Here is a 22,190-nt window from a genome sequence, read left to right on the forward strand (position 1 = left end):
CGCTTCGTGCTGCCCCCCAAGCTGCGCAACACCATTGCCGAACGTTCCGGGCAGCGCGTGCTGTGCATCGGCGTCCACGAAAAATGGCCCTGCCTCACCGGCTTCGGCAAGGAGCGGGAGGAGGATTTTGCCCGCATCCTCGACCGGGAAGAGAAGCGCCGCACCGATCTGGGGCAGGAGTTTGATCGCGCCGCCTATATGATGAACCTGTGGGATTTCGAGGAAGCGCCCTTCGATTCCAGCGGCCGTTTTGTCCTGCCCGCCGTGTCCGGCCAATTGGGCGGCATTGGCAATGCGCTCTATTTCCAGGGTGCTGGCGATTACATCACCATCTGGAACCCCGAAACGCTGCTGGCGCAAACCGATCCGGTCTTTGCCGGGCCGCAGGCGCGCTGCCGCGCGGAAATGGCCAACGCCAAGGGGAAGGGCAAGTGACGGCTGCTGCCCACATCCCTGTCCTGCTCGATGAAGTGGTGGCCGCGCTCGCCATTCAGCCGGGCGATGTGGTGATCGACGCTACCTTTGGTGCCGGCGGCTATACCCGCGCCTTCCTCGATGCCGGCGCCACCGTCCATGCGTTCGACCGCGATCCCGATGCGATTGCCGCCGGCGCAAACTGGCCCGAAACGCGCGAGGACCCGCCCCGGCTGGTGCTGCATCCGCGCCGCTTTTCCGAAATGGTTGGTGCGATGGCGGAGGCGGGAATTTCCCGCGTGGATTGCGTGGCGATGGATATCGGCGTCTCCTCGATGCAGCTTGACCAGGCGGAGCGCGGCTTTGCCTTCAGCCAGGAAGGCCCGCTGTCGATGCGGATGGATCGCGGCCATCCCGATGCCGCCGATTTCCTGAACAGCGCGGACGAAGGCGAAATTGCCGATGTGCTGTATCTTTATGGCGAGGAGCGCCAGTCACGCCGCGTGGCCCGCGCCATCGTGGCGGCTCGCCCGCTGTCCACCACCACGCAGTTGGCCCAAGTGGTGCGCCGCGCGCTCGGCTATCGCCCCGGTGCGCCGAAGGATCCTGCCACGCGCAGCTTTCAGGCGATCCGCATCCATGTGAACGGCGAGCTGGACGAGCTGGCGCAGGGGCTTTCCGCGGCGGAATCGCTGCTGCGCGAAGGCGGGCGGCTGGCCGTCGTCAGCTTTCACAGCCTGGAAGACCGGATCGTGAAGCAGTTCCTGCGCGATGCCGCCAATGCCAGGGCGGGCGGGTCGCGCCATATGCCGGTGCAGGCGCCCGCCGCGCCCGCGCGCTTTATCCGTGTGTCGAAGGCCATTCGCCCCTCCGAGGCCGAAATCGCCCGCAATCCGCGCGCGCGTTCCGCCACCTTGCGCAGCGCCACGCGCACCTCCGCCCCCGCTCTCTTGCCCAAAGGACAGGCCGCATGACCCCGCAAGCCCGCCTTCGCCGCATCGGATGGTTCGCCTTGATGGCGGTGTGCACCGCGCTGTACGGCGTGCTGCATTTTCAGGTCTGGTCGGTGGCAAGCGAGGTGAAGAAGGCCGAGCGGCGGATCGTGATGCTGGAGCAGGGCAACCAGCTGCGCGAGACCGAGTTTCTCACCCGCTCCAGCCAGGTGCAACTGGCCGCGTGGAACCGGGTGGATTTCGGCTACAGCGCACCCAGGTCCGACCAGTTCATCGATGGCGAGCGGCAGCTGGCGCAATTTGCTTCCGCGCGCGGCAGTGACCTGCCCGAGCCGATCCGCCTGGCCGGGTTCAACGCGGATGAAGAGGCCGAACCTTTTCCGCAGCTTGTTTCCCCCATCACCGGAAAGCCGGTGGATGTGGCGTTGATCGATCCGGCTGCCGAGGATGACGGGGGCAGGGTGATCCTGTCGGCCGCTTCCGGTGCGGGTGGCGAGCCGGTGCGCGTGCCGCTGAGCAGCCGTTCCGCCACTGGCGCGGTGGTGCGCATCGCCCTTGGTGGAGGGCGGCCCTGATGGCATCGCAGCCCAGCTTTGCCGCGCAATCCCGGTGCTTTGCGGGCGGACGTGTGCGGCTGGTGGATTACCGGCGCAAATCGCTGCTCACAGCGCGCCTACGCGTGCTGATGATCGCGGCCGGATTTCTGCTCATCGCCAGCGCCGCCATGGCGCGGATCACGTGGCTGGGGACGGTGCAGCCTGCGCCTTCGGAAATCAGCATGGCCGAAGCATTGCTGCCGCCGCGTGGCGAGTTGACCGATCGCAATGGCGTGCCGCTGGCGCGCGCTTTCCCCGCTTATGCGCTGTGGTTCAACCCGCGCGCGATGGATGATGGCGGATCGCCGCTGGTGCGCCCGGTAGAGGACGTGGCGCGCGATCTGGCCGCCATCTTCCCCGATCTCGACCCGGCCGAAATTGCTGCCAAGCTGCGCAGCAAGCGCGGAAGCTATATCCGCCGCCGCGTGTTGCCCGAAGATGCGAACAAGGTGATGGCGCTGGGCGAACTGGCGCTTGAACTCCCGCGCGAGACCGATCGCTATTACCCGCAAGGCTCGCTCGCCGCCCATGTGCTGGGCTTTGTGCAGGATGGGCAGGGCCATGTCGGGATGGAGGAGGTGCTCAACGCACGCCTGACCGATCCGGCGCAGCGGTCGCGTCCGGTCGCATTGTCGATCGATGTGCGCGTGCAGGGCGCGCTGGAGGATGAACTGTCACGCGGTATGCTGGCCGTGGAAGCGCTTGGTGCGGCGGGGATCGTGCTGGATGTGGACAGCGGCGAAGTGCTCGCCATGGCCTCCTTTCCCGAATTCGATCCCAATTCGGTCAAGCCCAGCGATCTGACCGTGTCGCCCGATCTGGCCGCACAGGGGGTGATGCCTGCCGCCTTCAACCGCGTGACCAACCAGGTGTACGAGCTTGGCTCCACCTTCAAGCCGCTGACCGTGGCAGCCGCGATCGATGCGGGCTCCATCACCAATCTGGCCCGTCCCTATCAGTCAAGCCAGCCGGTGCGCATCGGTGGCCACCAGATCCGCGACAGCCACCCGATCGGATCCTATCTTAACGCGCCGCAATCGCTGATCCATTCCTCCAACATCGTCACCGCGCAGATTGCCGACGAATTGGGGCCGGATGTGCTGCGCCGTTACATGATGGAATTGGGCTTTGCCGAGCGGCCCTATATCGAACTGCCGGGCCGCGGTTTTCCGCTGTGGCCCAAGGGCAATTGGCCGCGCATCACCGGCATGACGGTGGGCTTTGGCCACGGTGTCGCGGTCACGCCGCTGCACCTCGCCAGCGCTTACGCCGCGATGGTGAATGGGGGCATCTGGCGCCCCGCCACCCTGCAAAAGGTGGAGCCGGGAATGGCCCCGCGCGGCCGCCGCGTGTTCAAATCCAGCACCAGCGCCCGGATGAACCAGCTGATGCGGATGATCTCGGTCTATGGCACCGGCCGCAACGCGAATGCGCCCGGCTTCCGCGTGGGCGGCAAGACAGGCTCTGCCGAAAAGCCGGGCGCGGGCGGATACCGCCGCTCCTCGCTGGTGGCGACCTTTGCCGCCGCGTTTCCGATGGACCGGCCGCGCTATGTCGTCATCATCATGCTGGATGAACCGAAAGGCACCGCTGCCAGCTCTTATCAGCGCACCGCCGCCTGGAACGCCGCGCCGATTGTGGGCCGGTTGATTCCGCGCATCGGCCCGCAATTGGGCGTTCTGCCCGATGAAACGCGCGATATCGACCTCACCGACCTTGCCCCGCTGGTGGGCGGCGGAGAGCATTGATGCGGCTGGCTCAGCTGGCTGCGGCGCTAGGTCAGGATGCCGGAGAGGCAGGCAGCGCCGCCGTCACCGGATTTGCCATCGATCACCGCAAGATTGCCCCCGGAAATGTGTTCGGCGCGTTTCAGGGCGCGGCGGTGAACGGGGAGGATTTCATCCCCGCCGCCATTGCCGCAGGCGCGATCGCCGTGGTCGCCCGGCCAGAGGCGAAGGTCGAAGGCGCGCTGCATCTGGCCGATCCAAATCCGCGCCGCGCCTTTGCGAAGGCTGCCGCGCCCTTCTTCCAGCCAGTGCCCCCCGTGGTCGCCGCGGTGACCGGCACCAATGGCAAGACATCCTGTGTCGAGATGCTGCGGCAGATCTGGCGGATGTGCGGCCATTCCGCCGCTTCGATCGGCACGCTGGGCGTCACCACGCAGGATGGCAGCATCTCCACTGGCCTCACCACGCCCGATATCGTCACCTTCTTCCACAATGTGTCGGGCCTTGCGCGTGAAGGGGTGACGCATCTGGCTTACGAGGCGTCGAGCCATGGCCTTGCGCAATACCGGAACGAGGGCGTGCCGGTGATGGCGGGGGCCTTCACCAATCTGTCGCGCGATCACCTCGATTACCATGGCACGATGGAGGAGTATTTCGCCGCCAAGATGCGGCTGTTTGCCGAAGTGGTGCAGGATGGCGGCCATGCGGTGATCTGGGCGGATGACGCCTGGTCCGCCCGCGCCAATGCAGCCGCGCAGGCGCGTGGTCTGGCACTGTTCACCGTGGGCGAGGCGGGCGAGGCCTTGCGCCTGATATCACGCAAGCCAAGCCAGTTGGGGCAGGAACTTGCCATCGTCTATGAGGGTTTGGAGCGCCGGGTCAATCTGCCGCTGATCGGCGCCTATCAGGCCGCCAACGCACTGGTCGCGGCGGGGCTGGCGCTGGTCACGGATTGCGAGGCGGCACAGGTGTTCGATGCGCTGTCGCGCCTGCAACCGGTGCGCGGGCGGCTGGAGCGCGCGGCGATCTGCCCCAATGGCGTTCCCGTCTATGTCGATTACGCGCACACGCCCGATGCGGTGGCAGCGGCGATTGCGGCGCTGCGCCCCCATGTGGCTGGACGGCTCATCACGGTTCTGGGCGCCGGCGGAGACCGCGATGCGGGAAAGCGTGCCCCCATGGGTGCGGCGGCTGCGGCGGGCAGCGAACTGGTGATCGTGACGGACGACAATCCGCGCGGCGAAGACCCCGCTGCCATCCGCGCCGCCGTTCTGGCAGGCGCGCCGGGCGCGCGCGAGATCGGTGACCGGCGGACAGCCATTGCCGCCGCGCTCGCCGCGGCCCGGCCGGGCGACATCGTGCTGGTAGCCGGCAAAGGGCACGAACAGGGACAGATCGTGGGATCGGGTGCCCATGCCCGCATCCTGCCTTTCGATGATGTGGCCGTGGCGCGCGAATGCGCCGCTGAACTTTCTGGAGCGTCTTGACCATGAATGCCCTCGCCAAGGTTCTGCGCTGGCCCGCATCGGATGCCGACAGGCTGCGCGCGGCGCTGTGGACATCGGCCGAAATCGCCGCCGCGACCGGCGGGACCGCTTATGGTGAATTTCAGGTTAGCGGCGTGGAAATGGACAGCCGCGATGTGCGCAGCGGCGATATGTTCGTGGCGCTTCGCGGCGAGGCGATGGACGGCCACGCCTTTGTGCAGAAGGCCTTTGCCAATGGCGCGGTGGGCGCGCTGGTCGATCGTCCGGTTGACGGGCCGCACGTGCTGGTTTCCGATACCTCAAGTGCACTTGAGATGCTGGCGGCCGCGGCGCGGAGCAGAGTGCAGGCGCGCATTGTCGGGGTGACAGGTTCAGTCGGTAAAACCGGCGTCAAGGAAGCAATCTTCGCAAGCCTTGAAAGGTGCAGCCGGGGCGCAGCGCACCGCTCGATCCGTTCCTACAACAACCATGTCGGCGTGCCTCTGTCGCTTTCGCGGATGCCGCCGCGCAGCCGCTTTGGCGTGTTCGAAATGGGCATGAATCACGCAGGTGAAATCACCCGGCTTACCGCGCAGGTGCGCCCGCACGTCGCCGTCATCACCACCATTGCGCCCGCGCATATCGAAAATCTGGGCAGCATGGAGGCGATTGCGGATGCCAAGGCCGAAATCTTTGGCGGATTGGAACCCGGCGGCACGGCGGTAATCCCGGCGGACAGCCCGTGGTTTGCCCGATTGCGCGATGCAGCCGTGGCCTGCGGTGCGCGCATCCTGTCCTTCGGCACGGCGGAAGGGGCGGATATGCGGCTGCTTGATGCGCTGCCGCTGGCAAGTGGCGGATCCTTGGTGACAGCAGCGCTGATGACCAAATCAGGCCCGCAGCGCCTGTGCTATACCGTGGCCGAACCGGGCGAGCATTGGGTCGCCAATTCGCTGTGCGTCATGGCGGCGGTTCATGCAGCCGGAGGCGATCTGGGCGCGGCGGGCCTTGCGCTGGCCAGCATGGGCGGGCTGAAAGGACGGGGCGCGCGGCTGCGCGTGGCGGTGCCCGGCGGCCATGCGCTGCTGGTGGATGAGAGCTACAACGCCAACCCCGCATCGATGCGCGCCACGCTGGCGCAATTGGGGCACACGCCCGCCACGCGCCGGATCGCGGTGCTGGGCGCGATGAAGGAGCTGGGCGATTTCGCGCCCGGTTTCCACGCGGCCCTTGCCGAGCCGCTGATGGCGGCAAATGTCGATTTTGCCGTGCTGGTGGGCGATGAAATGACCGCTTTGGCGCGCGAACTGGGGAAAGGGCTTGCCAACCCGCTTGGCAAGCCCTTGCACTTTGCGCATTGCGCTGATGCGGGCGAAGCGATTTCCGCGCTGGAGGAATACGGACTGGCTGGTGGGGACGCCGTGCTGGTCAAGGGCTCCAACTCGGTCGGCCTTGCGCGCGTGGTGGCGCATTTCGGTGCGCGGGAAGGCTGATCGACGGGAACCGATGCTGTATTTTCTTGCCTCTCTGCTGGAATTCGAGGGCCTCTTGAACCTCATCCGGTATCAGACGTTCCGCGCGGGCGCGGCGATGATGACCGCGCTGCTGATCGGCCTGGTCATTGGCCCCAAATTCATTGCCATGTTGCGTGTGCGGCAGGGCAAGGGCCAGCCGATCCGCGAGGACGGGCCGCAAAGCCACCTCGCCAAGCGTGGCACGCCCACAATGGGCGGGCTGATGATCATCACCGCGCTGGTGCTGTCGATGCTGCTGTGGATGGATCTGCGCAGCCCGTTTGTGTGGGCCTGCATTGCGGTATGCCTGGGCTTTGGCGTGATCGGCTTCCTCGACGATCTGGACAAGGTGACCAAGGGGCACCACAAGGGGCTGTCGGGCAAGGCGCGGCTGCTGGCCGAGTTTGTGGTGGCAGGGATTGCCGCCTGGCTGATCGTCAGCGAGATCAACACCAACCTCTATATCCCCTTCGTCAGCGGCTATTCGATCCCGCTGGGGCCGTTCTATTACGTGTTTGCCGCCGTGGTGATCGTGGGTGCGGGCAATGCGGTGAATCTGACCGACGGGCTGGACGGCCTGGCCACAATGCCGGTGGTGATCGCGGCGGGCGCCTTCATGCTGATCTGCTATCTGGTGGGGCGTGTCGATTATTCCGCCTATCTGGGGATTCCGCACGTTCCGCTGGCGGGCGAACTGGCGATATTGTGTGCCGCAATCATGGGGGCGGGCCTTGCCTTCCTGTGGTTCAACGCGCCCCCCGCGGCGGTGTTCATGGGCGATACCGGATCGCTGGCGCTGGGCGGGGCGCTGGGCGCGATTGCGGTGGCGAGCCATCACGAGATCGTGCTCGCCATCGTGGGCGGATTGTTCGTGCTGGAAGCGGCCAGCGTCATCATTCAGGTGTTCTGGTTCAAGCGCACGGGCAAGCGCGTGTTCCGCATGGCGCCGATCCATCACCATTTCGAACAGCTCGGCTGGAAGGAATCGACCGTGGTGATCCGGTTCTGGATCATTGCCATCGTTCTGGCCGTGATTGGCCTGTCCACGCTGAAAATCCGATGATCACCGCGCGCGCCTTTGCCAACAAGCACTATGCCGTCCTCGGCCTGGCGCGGTCGGGCATGGCGACGGTGGAAAGCCTGCTGGCGAGCGGCGCGCGGGTGACAGCGTGGGACCGGCAGCAGACCCCGCGTTCCAAGCTGGAAGGGCGCTGCACGCTGGCCGATCCGATGGAGATCGACTTGGCAGGTTTCGATGCGCTGGTCGTGTCGCCCGGTGTTCCGCTCAACACCCATCCGCTGGCGGACAAGGCGCGGGCGGCGGGCGTGCCGATCATTGGCGATATCGAATTGTTTGCACTCGCCCGGCCCGAACTCCCCCCGCACAAGGTGGTGGGCATAACCGGAACCAACGGGAAAAGCACCACGACCGCGCTGGTGCATCACCTGCTTGAAGCGGCGGGCCTGCCAACCCGCATGGGCGGCAATATCGGCCTCCCGATCTTGGCGCAGGACCCGCTTGAGCAAGGCGGTGTCTATGTGCTGGAACTGTCGAGCTACCAGATCGACCTCACATACAGCCTCGATTGCGATGCAGCCGCGCTGACCAATATCACGCCCGATCATCTGGACAGGTATGACGGCTTTGCCGCCTATGCCGCGGCCAAGGCGCGCTTGTTCGCCATGCAGTCGGCACAGCACTTTGCCAGCTTTGGGTGCGCGGATGAGCCGACGCGCGCCATTCAGGCGGCTGAGGCGGCGCGTCGCCCGGCGGGGCGCGCGGCCTGTGCCGATCTGGCGGCGCTTGCGGTGCATCAGGGCGAATGGCCCAGCCTGCAAGGGCCGCACAATCTGCAGAACGCCGCGATTGCCGCGTCCCTGGCTGAAGAAATCGGGCTGTCACGGGAACAGGTGCTGGCGGGCCTCGCCAGTTTTCGCGGATTGGCGCACCGGATGGAAGTGCTGGCGACGCACAAGGGGGTGCTGTTCATCAATGACAGCAAGGCCACCAATCCTGCCTCTACCGCGCCCGCGCTGGCCGCATGGCCGCCGGCACCGCAACCGCGCATCCACTGGATCTGCGGTGGTGTGCCCAAGGCGGACAATCTGGACGAATGCGCGCCCCATTTCGGCAATGTCGCGGCCGCTTATACCATCGGGGAGGCCGGCCCGATGTTCGCCAGACTGCTTGAACCGCATTTGCAGGTGGAACGGTGCGAAATGCTGTGCGAGGCGGTGACGCGCGCGATGGCGGCGGCACGGCCCGGCGATGTCGTGCTGTTCAGCCCTGCCTGCGCCAGTTTTGACCAGTTCCGCGATTACGAGGTGCGCGGCAATGCCTTCCGCGAGCTTGTCGACGGGCTGACCGGCGCGGGCGATCCCGAAAGGCCCGCGGCATGAAATCGGCGCGGCCCTATGTCCCCATGCCCGGTGTGCGGCCCGCACCAACCCCCGCCTTTCCGCAGGATCGACGGCGGCAATTGCTGGTCTGGTGGCGCGAGATTGACCGGGGCCTGCTGGCGCTGGTGCTGCTGCTTATGGTGGCAGGCACGATCGCCGTATACGCTGCATCGCCCGCCAGCGCGGGTCGCCTGTCCACATCGGAAACGGCGCTGGGCGAACATCACTTCTTCTGGCTGCATCTGCGCTGGCAGGCGCTGGGCCTGATGGTGCTGTTCGCCACCGCGCTTCTGCCGCTGGATCGGGCGCGGCGTGGGGCGATCCTGCTGGGCGCGCTGATGCTGGCATTGCTGGTGCTTGTCCCGCTGATCGGGGTGGAGCGCAACGGCGCCACGCGCTGGCTCAATCTAGGCCTCACCTTCCAGCCTTCGGAATTCCTGAAGCCTGCCTATGCCGTGGTGCTGGCGTGGATCCTGTCGTGGAAGCTGCGCGATCCCAGCCTGCCCGTGATCGGCGTGACGGGCGCGCTGCTTGGCCTGATCGTGATGCTGCTGATGCTGCAACCCAATCTGGGCGAGGCGATCCTGTTTGTCGCCTGCTGGTTCGTGCTGGTATTGCTGGCAGGCCTGCCGATCCGCAACATTACGATTTTTGTAGGCATCGCGTTTGCCGCGCTGGCGCTGGCCTATGCCTTCTACGACAATGCGCGCAACCGCATCAACGCCTTCCTGGGCGGCGGCACGGCTTATGACCAGGTCGATCTGGCCAAGCGCACGCTGCTGGGCGGCGGATGGACGGGAACAGGTCTTGGCCTGGGCAACCAGAAGATGCGCCTGCCCGAAGCGCATACAGACTATATCTTCTCCGTCATCGGGGAGGAGTTCGGCCTGCTGATCTGCGCCGCACTGGCGCTGCTGTATCTGGCAATCGTGCTGCGCGTGCTGGTGCGGCTGGTGGAGGAGGACCGGCTGTTCATCATTCTGGCCGCCACGGGCCTGATCGCGCTGTTCGGCGGGCAGGCCTTCATCAATATCCTGATGAACCTGCAACTGTTTCCGTCCAAGGGGATGACGCTGCCGCTCGTCTCCTATGGCGGATCGTCCACCATCGCGCAGTGTTTTACCATCGGGCTGCTGCTGGCGATCACGCGGCGCAACCCCTTCCTCAGCCGCGAGGCGTTTGATTTCGGCGCGGCGCTCGATACGGAACTGGGGCGCGAATCTGCGCCCAAGGAGAGAACACGATGACTTCGGTGACGCGCCACTATGTGCTGGCCGCAGGAGGCACGGGCGGGCATCTGACCCCGGCTTTCGCGCTGGCGGCAGAGCTGGCGGCGCGCGGCCATCATGTGGCGCTGGTCACGGATGATCGCGGTGCGGCGATTCCCGGAAAGCCCGATTTCCTGCCCGCGCATATCCTGCCCGCAGGCCGTTTCGGCAAGAACCCGCTGGGCTGGCTGGCCGCGATCCGTGCGGTGCTGGAAGGGCGGCGGATGGCACGGCGGCTGAACGAGACGTTCCAGCCTTCCGCCGTGGTCGGCTTCGGCGGCTACCCCGCTTTGCCCGCGCTGCTGGGTGCGCAGGCCGATGGCATCCCCACGATCATTCACGAACAGAACGCGGTGCTGGGCCGGGTCAACCGCCTGCTGGCAGGCCGGGTGAACGCGATTGCCACCGCTTACCCGGATGTGGCCCGGCTGAAGGGCAAATTCGCGCCCAAGGTGCATCTGGTGGGCAACCCCGTCCGGCCCGAAGTGCTGGCCCTGCGCGACCGCGAATATCCGCCCTTCACGGCAGAGGGCATCTTCCGCGTGCTGGTGACCGGCGGCAGCCAGGGCGCGCGTGTCCTGTCCGAAGTGGTGCCCGATGGCCTCGCCATGCTGCCGCCTGCCTTGCGCAGCCGCCTGCAAGTGACGCAGCAATGCCGGCCAGAGGATCTGGACGCCGTGCGCGCACGCTATGCCAGCCACGGCATTCCGGCGGAACTGGGCACTTATTTCGAAGATATGCAGGCCCGCCTTGCCGATACGCATTTGTTCATCGGGCGCGCCGGGGCCAGCACGATTGCCGAACTCACCGCGGTGGGCCGCCCCGCCATCCTTGTGCCGCTGCCGATTGCGACCGACGATCACCAGACCGCGAATGTGCGCGAAATGGTGAAAGCGGGCGGCGCGCGCGCCATCCGGCAGACCGGCTTTACCGCGCCAGAACTGGCGAAGCAGATACAGGCTATCGCGCAAAGCCCGGCATCACTTGCCAATGCGGCCCATGCTGCGTGGAATTGCGGGCGGCCCAAGGCGGCAAGCGATCTGGCCGATCTGGTGGAAAGCTTTGGCGCCGCGCCCATTCAGGACGTGATCCGCGTGGGTGCATCGCCCGGCCGCGCCACCGATGGGGTGGCCGCTGCCACGGCAAGGGTGCGCGGCGAATGAAGGGCGTTCCCACCGATATCGGCACGATCCACTTTGTCGGCATTGGCGGCATCGGTATGTCGGGCATTGCCGAGGTGATGCACAATCTGGGTTACAGCGTGCAAGGCTCCGACATGGCGGAAGGCTATGTCGTGGAAGGGCTGCGCGCGCGTGGCATTCCGGTATTTATCGGGCATGATGCGGCCAATCTGGGCGATGCGGCAGTGGTGGTCACCTCCACCGCGGTAAAGCGCGACAATCCCGAAGTTGCCGCCGCGCTGGAGGCACGCATCCCGGTGGTGCGCCGCGCGGAAATGCTGGCCGAACTGATGCGGCTGAAAAACACCGTCGCAGTGGCGGGCACGCATGGCAAGACCACGACGACCAGCATGGTGGCAACGCTGCTGGATGCAGGCGGGGTCGATCCCACGGTCATCAATGGCGGCATCATCGAAAGCTACGGCTCCAACGCGCGGCTGGGGGCGAGCGACTGGATGGTGGTGGAGGCTGACGAAAGCGATGGCAGCTTCCTGCGGCTGGACGGCACCATTGCCGTCGTCACCAATATCGATCCCGAACATCTCGACCATTACGGCAGTTTTGATGCGGTGAAGGACGCCTTCCTGCAATTCATCGAGAATGTGCCGTTTTATGGCGCGGCCGTGCTGTGCATCGATCACCCGGAAGTGCAGAACCTGATCGCCCGCGTGCGCGACCGGCGTGTGATAACCTATGGCTTTTCCCCTCATGCCGATTGGCGGGCGGAAAATCTGGTGGCCGAGGGCGGGGCCAGCCGGTTCGACGCGGTGCACCGTGACCGTGACGGGCGCGAACAGCGCATCGCCAATATCCTGCTGCCCATGCCGGGCCGCCACAATGTGCAGAACGCGCTGGCCGCGATTGCCGTGGCGCACGAGATGGAGTGCGCCGACGACACGATCCGCGCCGGGTTCGCCCGGTTTGGCGGGGTGCGCCGTCGCTTCACGCTGGCGGGCGAGGTGGACGGGGTGCGCGTGATTGACGATTACGCGCATCACCCGGTGGAAATCCGTGCCGTGCTGTCCGCTGCGCGCGAGGCGGTGGGTGCGGGTGGCCGCGTGATCGCGGTGGTGCAGCCGCACCGCTTTACCCGGCTGCGCGACCTGATGGGCGATTTCCAGTCCTGCTTTGGCGATGCCGATATCGTGCTGGGCGCGCCGGTATATCCTGCGGGTGAGGCACCGATCAATGGCGTGGACAGCGCCGCGCTGGTGGCCGGGATCAAGGCGCGGGGCCATCGCCATGCCGCCACGATTGCCGGGGCGGACGCGTTGGCGGAGGAACTCGCCGGGCTGATCGCGCCGGGCGACATTGTGGTGTGCCTTGGCGCGGGTGATATCACCAAATGGGCGGCGGGTCTTGCCCCTGCCATTCGCGCGATCCGGGCCAAGGGGGCGGCGGCATGAACTGGTCGATGCAGCCCGGCGATTTCGATCCCGCGATGAACGCACCGGGTGCCGGTTCGGGCGGAGCGGGTGCCTTGCCGCCCATGCCGCCCGTGCGGGGGAAACTGACGCCGCACGCGCCGCTCGACAAGCTGGTCTGGTTCAAGAGCGGCGGCCCTGCGGACTGGTTGTTCGAACCGGCCGATCTGGATGACTTGACGACCTTCCTGGCGCATCTTCCCGAAGACACGCCGGTCATGGCCATTGGCCTTGGCTCCAACCTCATCATCCGCGATGGCGGGGTGCCGGGCGTGGTGGTGCGGCTGGGCAAGGCCTTTTCCACCGTTGAGGTGCGGCGCGACCATGTGCTGGAATGTGGTGGCGGCGCGCCGGGCATTCTGGTTGCCTCCACCGCGCGCGATGCAGGGATTGCGGGGCTGGAGTTTCTGCGCGGCATCCCCGGCACGGTGGGCGGCTTTGTGCGGATGAACGGCGGGGCCTATGGCCGGGAAGTGGCCGATATCCTGATCGATTGCGACGTGGTGCTGCCTGATGGCAATTGCGTGAACATCCCCAAGGCTGATCTGGAATATTCCTACCGCCATTCGCGCCTCCCCGAAGGGGCCATTGTGGTGGCCGCGCGGTTTCAGGGGACGCCGGGTGATCCAGCTGTCATCGGCGCGGAAATGGACCGCATCGCCGCCGAGCGCGAGGCGAGCCAGCCTTTGCGCAGCAAGACGGGCGGATCGACCTTCAAGAACCCGGCCGGGAAAAAGGCGTGGCAATTGGTGGACGAGGCAGGTTGCCGGGGCCTCGCGATAGGCGGCGCGCAGGTGAGCGCGAAGCACGCCAATTTCCTGATAAACACCGGCGAGGCGACCAGCGCCGATATCGAGGGGCTGGGCGAGGAAGTGCGCCGCCGCGTGGCGGAGAAAACGGGCGTCAGCCTTGAATGGGAAATCAAGCGGGTCGGAAGGCCCTGAAATATGCCTTTGAAGGTGACAGAAGAATGAGCCGTTTGCCGCATCTCCACGTTGTTGTCCTGATGGGCGGCCCTGCCAATGAGCGGGAGGTGTCGCTCATGTCGGGCAAGGGCGTGGCCGACGCGCTGGAAGGGCTGGGCCACCGCGTCACGCGGATCGACCTTGGCCGCGATGTCGCTGCAAGGCTGGCGCAGGCAGCGCCCGATGTGGTGTTCAACGCGCTGCACGGCGTGCCGGGAGAGGATGGCACGGTCCAGGGCATGATGGATCTGATGGGCATCCCCTACACCCACAGCGGGATGGTCACATCGGTGATCGCCATCGACAAGGAATTGACCAAGCAGGCGCTGGTGCCGCACGGCATCCCCATGCCCGGCGGGCACGTGGTGCGCAGCGAGAGCCTGTTTGCCGGCGATCCCCTGCCGCGCCCCTATGTGCTCAAGCCGGTCAACGAAGGCAGCAGCGTGGGCGTCGCCATCGTGATGGAGGACAGCAATTGCGGCAATCCCATCCGCCGCGATGCCGCAGGGCCGTGGCAGCAGTTTGATGAGCTTCTGGCCGAACCCTATATTCGCGGGCGTGAACTGACGGCAGCGGTCATGGGCAGCGGGGACGATGCACGGGCGTTGCTGGTGACCGAACTGGTGCCCAAGAGCGGCTTTTACGATTTCACCGCCAAATATACCGATGGGATGACACAGCACGTGTGTCCTGCGGATATTCCCGACAGTATTACGCGATTGTGCCAGCAATTTGCGCTGGCGGCGCACCGCAAGCTGGGCTGCCGGGGCGTGTCGCGCTCCGATTTCCGCTGGGATGACAGCCAGGGCGAGGATGGATTGTTCCTGCTGGAAACCAATACCCAGCCCGGCATGACGCCGCTCAGCCTGGTGCCCGAACAGGCGCTGGCCTGCGGCATTTCCTATCCCGAACTGGTGGAAATCATCATCGAGGATGCGCTGAACCAGGCGGGGAAGGGCATCTGATGGTGCAGACCGTCCGCCGCAATTCCTCCGGCGTGCGCCGCCAGACGCGGGCGCAGGGGCGTGCCGGGCAGGTGCGCAGGGCGCGTGCGCAGACGGCAGGCTTCCTCGACCGGACGATGAACGCGCTGCCTTTTACCGAGGAACAGTGGCACCGCTTCTTCACCGTGCTGATTCTGGCGGCGGCGCTGGCTGTTCTCGTGGTGGTCGCGCGCGTCACCGGGCTGACCGCGCTGGCAGAGCGGCAGGTCGCGGTGATGGCGGCCAATGCCGGGTTCAAGGTTGTGAATATCGATGTGCGCGGCACGCAGCGCATGAACCCCGCGCGCGTCTATGAAAAGGCGCTGGCGGCCGAAGAATCCTCGATGGTGCTGCTCGATCTGGCGGCATTGCGTGAAGATATTCTGCGCCTGAGCTGGGTGGCCGATGCCCGCGTGTCGCGCCAATTGCCCGATACGCTGGTGATCGACATTGTGGAGCGGCAACCCCACGCCGTGCTGCGACGGGGTGACCGGCTGGTGCTGATCGACCTGGACGGGGTGGAGCTGGAGCCGGTGGCGGCGAGCGAGATTGGCGATCTGATGGTGGTGCAGGGGCCGGGCGCGCAGGGGCGCGTGCGCGATCTCGAAAAACTGCTCGATGCCGCCCCCGCCTTGCGCCCGCAGATCCGCGCGGCGGAATGGGTGGGCAACCGCCGCTGGAACCTGACCTTTGCCACCGGGCAGCAATTGTTCCTGCCCGAAGGACGTGAATTGTCCGCCGCCTCGCTCATCAGCTTTGCCCGCGCCGACGGGGTGCATCGCCTGATCGGCGGCGAAGTGGTGCGGTTCGATATGCGCAACGCGCCGCGCACCTATTTGCAGGTGCCGGGCCGGGCGGACCGTGAACTCGATATGCAGCAGGGGAGTGAAAGCTGATGGCCAGCCAGCCGCGCATCACCAGTGTCATCGGGGCGGTCAATATTGGCTCGTTCCGCATCTCTGCCATGATCGCCGGGATTACGGACAACGGCGAGATGCAGGTGCTGGGGAGCGGGCAGCGCGCCTCGCAGGGGATCAAGCGCGGCTATGTCACCGATATGGCGGCGGCCACCTATGCCGTGCGCGATGCGATCGAACGGGCGGAGAAGCTGGCGGGCACCAGTGTCACATCCGTGTGGATCGGATGTTCGGGCGCGGGGCTGGCCAGCGTCATCAACCCGGTCGAAATCGACATTGGCGGGCGGCGGATCGAGGAGGAGGATATCGAGCATCTCCTCGTCACCGCGCGCGAAGGGCTGGAGCCGGACGGGCGCATGGTGCTGCACGCGCAGCCCGCCTGCTATTTCCTCGACGGGGCGGATGGCGTCGCCAATCCCAAGGGGCTTCATGCCGATCGGCTGGGCGTGGATATCCACGTGATGCTGGCCGATGGCGCACCCATGCGCAATGTGACCGAAGCGGTGCAGAACGCGCATCTGGAGGTGGAGGGCATCGTTGCCGCGCCGCTTGCCGCAGGGCTGGCCTGCCTTACCGCTGAGGAACGCGATCTGGGCGTGGCGCTGGTGGAATTTGGCGGCGAGGTCACCAATGTTTCGGTCTATGCCGCCGGTATGCTGCTGGGGCTTACCACTATTCCGCGCGGTTCGGCGGATATCACCGATGCCATTGCCTCGGCCTTTTCGATCAAACGCTTTCAGGCCGAACGGCTGAAATGCGTCAATGGATCGGCCATTGCCAGCCGGCACGATCACCGCGAGATGATTGCCGCTACCGGCCCGGACGACGAGGCTTCGGCCAGCGTCGCGCGCGGCGCGGATGCATCGGGGCGCATCCGCCGCTCGGAACTGATCGCGGTGATTACCGGCGAACTCGATTGCCTGATGCGCGATGTGGGCCGCGCGCTGGAATCGATGGGTTTTGCCAATGGCGGCAAGACCGGCGCGCGCCAGGTGGTCCTGACGGGGGGCGGGGCCGAGATGGCGGGCCTTGCCGATTACGCGCAAAGCGTGCTGGGAATGCCGGTGCGGATCGGCAAGCCGCCGGCGCTGCGCGGCCTGCCCGAAGCGCACAGCGTCCCCGGCTTTGCCACGCTGGCAGGGCTGGTGCTTTACGCCGCGGAAGACCCGGTGGACATCCGTTCCATCGGATCGCCTTTTACCGAAACCACGCGCTGGACCGGACTGTCGGCCATGCGCCAGATATGGAAGGCCGTGCGCGACTATTTCTGAATGCACTGCGGCCCGCGTTCAGCACCCGTGCAGGCCAATCGTGCAGGGCTGTGGAAACATTGATTTTGCCCTTAACGCGGCCAATCGGTTTTATGGCACAAGCGTGGCAGGAATATTCGCGCAAGGCTCCATCAGGAGACGAGGACAATGAGCATCAATATCGGACCCCCTTCGGTGGAAGAACTTCGCCCCCGCATCACGGTGATCGGCGTGGGCGGCGCGGGCGGCAACGCCATTGCCAACATGATCGAGGCGGAGATCGAAGGCGTCGACTTCATCATCGCCAATACCGATGCGCAGGCATTGAACAATGCCGTGGCGGAACATCGCATCCAGCTGGGCCCGGACATCACGCAGGGGCTGGGCGCTGGCTCGCGGCCCGAAGTGGGCCGCGCCGCGGCAGAGGAAACGGTCGAGGAAATCGAGCGTGCGCTTGACGGGGTGAACATGGTGTTCATTGCGGCCGGCATGGGCGGCGGCACCGGCACCGGCGCTGCTCCCGTGATTGCCGAAGTGGCGCGGCGCAAGGGCATCCTGACCGTGGGCGTGGTGACCAAGCCGTTCCTGTTCGAAGGCACGCGCCGGATGCGCGCCGCCGAGGCCGGGATCGAGGAGTTGCAAAAGCACGTCGATACGCTGATCGTCATTCCCAACCAGAACCTGTTCCTGGTGGCCAAGGCCGATACCACCTTCAAGGAAGCCTTCGTCATGGCCGACGAGGTGCTGCAACAGGGCGTGCGCTCGATCACCGATCTGATCGTCAACCCCGGCATGATCAACCTCGACTTTGCCGATATCCGTTCGGTGATGAACGAAATGGGCAAGGCCATGATGGGCACGGGCGAGGCGGAAGGCCCCAACCGCGCGCTGGAAGCTGCCGAACGCGCCATCGCCAACCCGCTGCTCGACGGCGTGTCGATGCAGGGCGCAAAGGGCGTCATCATCTCGATCATCGGCGGCGACGACATGAAGCTGCTCGAAGTGGACGAAGCAGCCAACCACATCCGCGAACTGGTGGACAGCGAAGCGAACATCATCTGGGGCACCGCGTTCAATCCCGATCTGGCAGGCAAGATCCGCGTGTCGGTGGTCGCCACCGGTATTGAGCAGAGTGCAGATCACCAGATCCCGCCGCATCAGCCGGTCAATCTTGGCGCCGCGCGCGGCCCCAAGGCACCCGGTTCCATGTCCGGAATGGCCGCGCCTGGCGCAATCGGCGGAGTTGCCGGCGCAGCCCCCTCGGCCTTCGCGCAGGAGCCGGAACCGGTCGCGCCCGCTCCCGTTACCGATGAACTGCTCGATCTGGCGGATTCGCTGGAGCAGGAGGATGCCGGGGGCGATCTTCCCGATCCGGCCGATGATAGCGAATTCGGGCGGTCGAGCGAGGATGGCTTTGCCTCGCTCACCGGTTTGCGCTCGTCCCATGAAGATGATGATGACGATGCGCTCGACCTGTCGGGCGCGGCGGAATTGGCGCCGGCCCGCCCAGCCGTATCTGCGGTGCAGGACGAACTGACACTCGATGCCGGGCGGCTGGCGCAGGCCGATGGCGAGGGAACAGGCGGTCTGCGCCGCCGTCGTCTGTTTGGTGCAAGCGACGTGGCGGACGAGGCGGGCGATCCGGTCGCTGCGCCCGCTCCCGCTCCCGCTCCGGCACCTACGGGTAGCACACTGTTCGAACGGATGGCCAATATTGCGCCGCCCGCTTTGGAATCCGACCGCGCCGAGGAAGATGACGACAGCGAGAGCGGCAGTGCCGGTTTCCGGATTCCGCGGTTCCTCAACCGCACCAATAATCAGTAATCTGGCAGGGCGCAGCGGGTTCGACGATCCGCGGCGCCCGCCCGAACAGGAGCATGAGCTCCTTCAAGCCAAGTGAGATGACATTGCGCAAATCTGCCACCGGGGGGCACACACCATCTGGCTGGCGATCCGGGCGATCGGGGGGATCGGCCAAGGGATCCGGCGGCAGGACCGCTGTTGCAACCGCGCTGGCGGGGATGGCCCCGCTGCTGGCCGGTGCGCCGCTTGCGATCACGCTTTTGCCGCAGGCTGGTGTTGCACAGGAAGTGGTGCAGCAATTGCCCAACCCCGCCTCCGCCGTGCTCAACGATGCGCTGCGCCGCTTGTCGCGCAGCCCCACATCGCTGGCTGCCTTGCTCGATGCGGGGCAGGCGTCGCTCGATCTGGACGATCCGGATGCCGCAGAAGGCTTCTTCGAGCGCGCGCGCGCGGTTGCGCCGGGAGACGGCGCGGTTCTGGCTGGCCTTGCCTTGGTGGCGGTGCGCCAGCTTGAACCCGCGCTGGCGCTCGACCTGTTCGAGCAGGCGCGCGCGGCTGGCGCGAATATTGATGTGCACGCTGCCGATCACGGGCTCGCCTATGATCTGGTGGGGATGAATGCCGAAGCACGCGAGCGTTATGGCGTGGCACTGGCGCGCGGGGGAGATGCCGAAGTCGAACGGCGGCTGGCCCTGAGCTATGCCATTTCAGGCGATGCCGCAGCATCGGATGCGACACTTTTGCCATTGCTGCAAAGGCGCGATGTCAACGCCTACCGCGCGCGGGCCTTTGCACTGGCGATACTGGGACGCGAGGAAGAGGCGGTGTCGATATCGGACGCCATGCTGCCTGCGCGCCTCGCCCGGCGAATGGACCCATATCTGCGCCATATGCGGCAATTGACCCCTGCGCAGCAGGCGGCCGCCGCCAATCTGGGCGTGTTTCCGGCCGCGGCCGAGATTGGCCGCGATGGCCCGCAATTTGCCCGCCGCATGGTGATGCCCAGCACACCGGCAACGGGTGCGTCGGGTGGAAGCGACGCGCGGCTGATCCCTTCGGGCGCACCGCTGGGCGCGGCGGAGGCTTCGCAAACACAGGAACTGCCGCCGGTCAGTGTGGCTGTCGTGCAGGCGGTGCCGCCACCGCCTCCTCCGCCACCGCCGCCACCGCCGCCACCGCCACCGCCACCGCCGCCTCCGCCTCCGCCTCCGCCTCCGCCTTCGCCGCCACCCGCACCGGTCGTGGTCGCTTCGGCGGAATTGCCCCCGGCGCAGCCTGCGGGGTCGCCCGCGCCCGAGCCATCCTTTACGCTTTCGGGGCCAGATCTGGCGGCGGCTGAACCGCAACCTGAAGCCGAGGCCACCGCGCCGCCCAGTCTGGAGGAAGCCTTTGCGGCTTTCACCCTGCCTGCCGGGCAACCCCTCGTCCGGCCTGAGCCGGGCGCGGTGGACATCACCTCGATCATTCCCCTGCGCGAAGTACGCACGCCTCCTCCGCCCCCTCCGCCTCCGCCTGCCCCGCCGCCTCCGCCGCCACATCCCAGCCGCCACTGGGTGCAGGTGGCGACCGGTCAGGATGTGGCCGCGTTCCGCTTTGACTGGCGGCGGCTGGTGCGCCAGTCGGACGGTCTGCTGGCCAATCGCGAGCCGTATCGGGCGCGCTGGGGGCAGACCAACCGCCTCGTCACCGGCCCCTTTGCCAGCGCGCGCGAGGCAAACGAGTTTGTCGCGCGGCTGGGCGAAAAGGGGATCGATGCGTTCCGCTTCACCAGCGCTGCGGGCGAGGAAGTGGTCGAACTCAACTGATGGGTTGGGGCCTGCGTGCCCTTTCCCTTTTCCCCAGGCTTTCCACAAGCTCTGCCCGCAATCCCCGGCTTGTTTTGCACATCTTGCCAACAGGCTTGTGCAGGTTCTCCCCCGTCAAGGCAGGCGGCGGCGTTGCGCCAGGGTGCGCGGGCGGGGCATTGCTGCGGCCACACCGCATTAACCAGGAACCGGCTGCACAGATGGACATCGGGCAAGACAGGATGGACGAGAATGACGATGCCGCCCCGGTGGAAATGCTGGGCGCGCTGTTCGAAGCGAATGGCTGGTCGTTCGAATATGTGAGCGATGACGAAGTCTGCGCCGAGATACCCGGCAGCTGGACGACCTATCAGTTGCGCGGCGTGTGGCGCGCCGAAGACCGCGTGCTGCAATTGCTGTGCCTTCCCGAAGTGCGCGTGCCATCGGCCAAGCGCCGCCCGGCCCACGAATTGCTGGCGCTGATCAACGAACAGTTGTGGCTGGGCCATTTCGACATCTGGTCGCAGGGCGGAGTGCTGCTCTACCGGCACGGCCTGATGCTGGGCGATGACGGAATGCTCAGCCTTTCGGTCGCGCAGGCGGCGGTGGAAAGCGCGATTTCGGAATGCGACCGCTTCTATCCCGCCTTCCAGTTCGTGCTGTGGGGTGACAAGACCCCGCGGGCCGCGCTCGATGCGGCGCTGGTGGATGCGGCGGGCGAAGCCTGATAGGCACAGGGGCATGATCGATTCCCTGCTTGTAATCGGCTGCGGCAATATGGCCGGTGCCATGCTGGAAGGCTGGCTGGCGGCGGGCCGCGCGGCCTCCTGCTTCACCATAGTTGATCCGGTGCGCGAAAATGCGCCGGGCGGCATCCCGGTGCTGCGCGATGTGCCGCAAGCGGGTGCTTTCGATGCCATCCTTCTGGGCGTGAAGCCGCAGAATCTGGCCGAAGTCGCTCCCCTCATCGCTCCGCTGGCAGGCGGTGGGACGCTGATGCTCTCGCTGCTGGCAGGGGTGGAACTGGACGTGCTGGCGCGCGAATTTCCCGCCGCGCGCGGCCATGTTCGGGTTATGCCCAACCTTGCCGTGTCGCTGGGCAAGGCGCCCATCGCGCTCGCGGCGCAGGGGCTGGAGCAGGACGAAACTGCCGCTGTCACCGCGCTGATGCAGCCGCTGGGCACGCCCGAATGGATCGGGCAGGACCGGTTCGATCTGGTGACAGCCCTTGCGGGGAGCGGGCCCGCCTTTGTCTACCGCTTCATCGATGCGCTGGGCGCGGCGGCGATCCGGCTGGGTTTGCCAGAGGAGCAGGCGCGCCGGCTGGCACTGGCGATGGTGGAAGGGGCATCTGCGCTGGCGGCAGGATCGCCGCACGATCCGGGAAAGCTGGCCGAAATGGTGGCGAGCAAGGGCGGCGTTACGCGCGCGGGGCTGGATGTGCTGGATGATAACGGCGCGCTTATCCGCCTTGTTACCGACACCTTGCGCGCAGCACGCGACCGCAGCGCGGAAATGGCGCGCGAGGCGCGGGGCTAGGCTGGC

The 22,190-nt window shown here is 66.4% G+C and carries 19 protein-coding genes; all 19 read left to right on the forward strand.

Going from position 1 to position 22,190, the window contains the following annotated elements; all coding sequences use genetic code 11:
* Nucleotides 1–6 precede the first annotated feature (6 nt).
* The 19 genes from WFP44_RS09640 (at nt 7) to WFP44_RS09730 (ending at nt 22,184) form a co-directional block, all read left to right on the forward strand.
* A complete protein-coding gene (locus WFP44_RS09640; RefSeq protein WP_336926352.1) occupies nt 7–435 on the forward strand; it encodes a division/cell wall cluster transcriptional repressor MraZ in 429 nt (142 codons plus the stop codon).
* Complete coding sequence (rsmH, locus tag WFP44_RS09645) at nt 432–1,388, forward strand: 16S rRNA (cytosine(1402)-N(4))-methyltransferase RsmH (RefSeq protein ID WP_336926353.1); 957 nt, start codon at nt 432–434, stop codon at nt 1,386–1,388. Before WFP44_RS09640 ends, rsmH begins: the two co-directional genes overlap by 4 nt.
* Complete coding sequence (locus WFP44_RS09650; protein ID WP_336926354.1) at nt 1,385–1,942, forward strand: hypothetical protein; 558 nt, start codon at nt 1,385–1,387, stop codon at nt 1,940–1,942. Before rsmH ends, WFP44_RS09650 begins: the two co-directional genes overlap by 4 nt.
* Nucleotides 1,942–3,711 (forward strand): peptidoglycan D,D-transpeptidase FtsI family protein, encoded by a 1,770-nt coding sequence (locus WFP44_RS09655; RefSeq protein ID WP_336926355.1) that lies wholly within the window; start codon nt 1,942–1,944, stop codon nt 3,709–3,711. The genes WFP44_RS09650 and WFP44_RS09655 overlap by 1 nt, the downstream gene beginning before the upstream one ends.
* Nucleotides 3,711–5,177, forward strand: coding sequence for a UDP-N-acetylmuramoyl-L-alanyl-D-glutamate--2,6-diaminopimelate ligase (locus tag WFP44_RS09660; protein WP_336926356.1), 1,467 nt, complete (start codon nt 3,711–3,713; stop codon nt 5,175–5,177). The genes WFP44_RS09655 and WFP44_RS09660 overlap by 1 nt, the downstream gene beginning before the upstream one ends.
* 2 nt (nt 5,178–5,179) lie before the next feature.
* A complete protein-coding gene (locus WFP44_RS09665; protein ID WP_336926547.1) occupies nt 5,180–6,649 on the forward strand; it encodes a UDP-N-acetylmuramoyl-tripeptide--D-alanyl-D-alanine ligase in 1,470 nt (489 codons plus the stop codon).
* A 13-nt stretch (nt 6,650–6,662) separates the two neighbouring features.
* A complete protein-coding gene (mraY, locus tag WFP44_RS09670; protein ID WP_336926357.1) occupies nt 6,663–7,733 on the forward strand; it encodes a phospho-N-acetylmuramoyl-pentapeptide-transferase in 1,071 nt (356 codons plus the stop codon).
* The gene (murD, locus tag WFP44_RS09675; RefSeq protein WP_336926358.1) at nt 7,730–9,070 is read left to right on the forward strand and encodes a UDP-N-acetylmuramoyl-L-alanine--D-glutamate ligase; all 1,341 of its coding nucleotides are present in this window, start codon (nt 7,730–7,732) and stop codon (nt 9,068–9,070) included. Before mraY ends, murD begins: the two co-directional genes overlap by 4 nt.
* Complete coding sequence (locus tag WFP44_RS09680) at nt 9,067–10,317, forward strand: FtsW/RodA/SpoVE family cell cycle protein (protein ID WP_336926359.1); 1,251 nt, start codon at nt 9,067–9,069, stop codon at nt 10,315–10,317. Before murD ends, WFP44_RS09680 begins: the two co-directional genes overlap by 4 nt.
* Nucleotides 10,314–11,501: an undecaprenyldiphospho-muramoylpentapeptide beta-N-acetylglucosaminyltransferase gene (gene murG, locus WFP44_RS09685; RefSeq protein ID WP_336926360.1), complete on the forward strand. Its 1,188-nt coding sequence runs from the start codon at nt 10,314–10,316 to the stop codon at nt 11,499–11,501. Before WFP44_RS09680 ends, murG begins: the two co-directional genes overlap by 4 nt.
* On the forward strand, nt 11,498–12,925 hold the full coding sequence (gene murC, locus WFP44_RS09690; protein WP_336926361.1) for a UDP-N-acetylmuramate--L-alanine ligase: 1,428 nt from the start codon (nt 11,498–11,500) through the stop codon (nt 12,923–12,925). Before murG ends, murC begins: the two co-directional genes overlap by 4 nt.
* Nucleotides 12,926–12,960: 35 nt before the next feature.
* Entirely contained in the window at nt 12,961–13,887 is a 927-nt protein-coding gene (murB, locus tag WFP44_RS09695) for a UDP-N-acetylmuramate dehydrogenase (protein WP_336926548.1), read from the forward strand.
* Nucleotides 13,888–13,913: 26 nt separating this feature from the next.
* Entirely contained in the window at nt 13,914–14,873 is a 960-nt protein-coding gene (locus tag WFP44_RS09700) for a D-alanine--D-alanine ligase (protein WP_336926362.1), read from the forward strand.
* Nucleotides 14,873–15,787, forward strand: coding sequence for a cell division protein FtsQ/DivIB (locus tag WFP44_RS09705; RefSeq protein ID WP_336926363.1), 915 nt, complete (start codon nt 14,873–14,875; stop codon nt 15,785–15,787). Before WFP44_RS09700 ends, WFP44_RS09705 begins: the two co-directional genes overlap by 1 nt.
* Nucleotides 15,787–17,079, forward strand: a complete 1,293-nt coding sequence (ftsA, locus tag WFP44_RS09710) for a cell division protein FtsA (protein WP_336926364.1) — start codon at nt 15,787–15,789, stop codon at nt 17,077–17,079. The genes WFP44_RS09705 and ftsA overlap by 1 nt, the downstream gene beginning before the upstream one ends.
* A gap of 147 nt (nt 17,080–17,226) precedes the next feature.
* On the forward strand, nt 17,227–18,882 hold the full coding sequence (ftsZ, locus tag WFP44_RS09715) for a cell division protein FtsZ (protein WP_336926365.1): 1,656 nt from the start codon (nt 17,227–17,229) through the stop codon (nt 18,880–18,882).
* 197 nt (nt 18,883–19,079) lie between these two features.
* On the forward strand, nt 19,080–20,666 hold the full coding sequence (locus tag WFP44_RS09720; RefSeq protein ID WP_336926366.1) for a tetratricopeptide repeat protein: 1,587 nt from the start codon (nt 19,080–19,082) through the stop codon (nt 20,664–20,666).
* A 200-nt stretch (nt 20,667–20,866) separates the two neighbouring features.
* On the forward strand, nt 20,867–21,373 hold the full coding sequence (locus tag WFP44_RS09725; RefSeq protein ID WP_336926367.1) for a type III secretion system chaperone family protein: 507 nt from the start codon (nt 20,867–20,869) through the stop codon (nt 21,371–21,373).
* Nucleotides 21,374–21,386: 13 nt separating this feature from the next.
* Nucleotides 21,387–22,184 (forward strand): pyrroline-5-carboxylate reductase family protein, encoded by a 798-nt coding sequence (locus WFP44_RS09730; RefSeq protein WP_336926368.1) that lies wholly within the window; start codon nt 21,387–21,389, stop codon nt 22,182–22,184.
* Nucleotides 22,185–22,190: the final 6 nt, after the last annotated feature.

The organism is Alteraurantiacibacter palmitatis (genome assembly GCF_037154115.1).
GTDB lineage: Bacteria > Pseudomonadota > Alphaproteobacteria > Sphingomonadales > Sphingomonadaceae > Alteraurantiacibacter > Alteraurantiacibacter palmitatis.

Bases quoted from the DNA above. Each gene is read 5' to 3' on its own strand.
- WFP44_RS09655 (WP_336926355.1), top strand. From the start codon at position 1,942: ATGGCATCGCAGCCCAGCTTTGCCGCGCAATCCCGGTGCTTTGCGGGC.
- murG (WP_336926360.1), top strand. From the start codon at position 10,314: ATGACTTCGGTGACGCGCCACTATGTGCTGGCCGCAGGAGGCACGGGC.
- murB (WP_336926548.1), top strand. From the start codon at position 12,961: ATGAACGCACCGGGTGCCGGTTCGGGCGGAGCGGGTGCCTTGCCGCCC.
- WFP44_RS09665 (WP_336926547.1), top strand. From the start codon at position 5,180: ATGAATGCCCTCGCCAAGGTTCTGCGCTGGCCCGCATCGGATGCCGAC.
- WFP44_RS09680 (WP_336926359.1), top strand. From the start codon at position 9,067: ATGAAATCGGCGCGGCCCTATGTCCCCATGCCCGGTGTGCGGCCCGCA.
- WFP44_RS09725 (WP_336926367.1), top strand. From the start codon at position 20,867: ATGGACATCGGGCAAGACAGGATGGACGAGAATGACGATGCCGCCCCG.
- WFP44_RS09650 (WP_336926354.1), top strand. From the start codon at position 1,385: ATGACCCCGCAAGCCCGCCTTCGCCGCATCGGATGGTTCGCCTTGATG.
- WFP44_RS09720 (WP_336926366.1), top strand. From the start codon at position 19,080: ATGGCCCCGCTGCTGGCCGGTGCGCCGCTTGCGATCACGCTTTTGCCG.
- ftsZ (WP_336926365.1), top strand. From the start codon at position 17,227: ATGAGCATCAATATCGGACCCCCTTCGGTGGAAGAACTTCGCCCCCGC.
- mraY (WP_336926357.1), top strand. From the start codon at position 6,663: ATGCTGTATTTTCTTGCCTCTCTGCTGGAATTCGAGGGCCTCTTGAAC.
- murC (WP_336926361.1), top strand. From the start codon at position 11,498: ATGAAGGGCGTTCCCACCGATATCGGCACGATCCACTTTGTCGGCATT.
- murD (WP_336926358.1), top strand. From the start codon at position 7,730: ATGATCACCGCGCGCGCCTTTGCCAACAAGCACTATGCCGTCCTCGGC.
- ftsA (WP_336926364.1), top strand. From the start codon at position 15,787: ATGGCCAGCCAGCCGCGCATCACCAGTGTCATCGGGGCGGTCAATATT.
- WFP44_RS09705 (WP_336926363.1), top strand. From the start codon at position 14,873: ATGGTGCAGACCGTCCGCCGCAATTCCTCCGGCGTGCGCCGCCAGACG.
- WFP44_RS09660 (WP_336926356.1), top strand. From the start codon at position 3,711: ATGCGGCTGGCTCAGCTGGCTGCGGCGCTAGGTCAGGATGCCGGAGAG.
- WFP44_RS09700 (WP_336926362.1), top strand. From the start codon at position 13,914: ATGAGCCGTTTGCCGCATCTCCACGTTGTTGTCCTGATGGGCGGCCCT.
- WFP44_RS09730 (WP_336926368.1), top strand. From the start codon at position 21,387: ATGATCGATTCCCTGCTTGTAATCGGCTGCGGCAATATGGCCGGTGCC.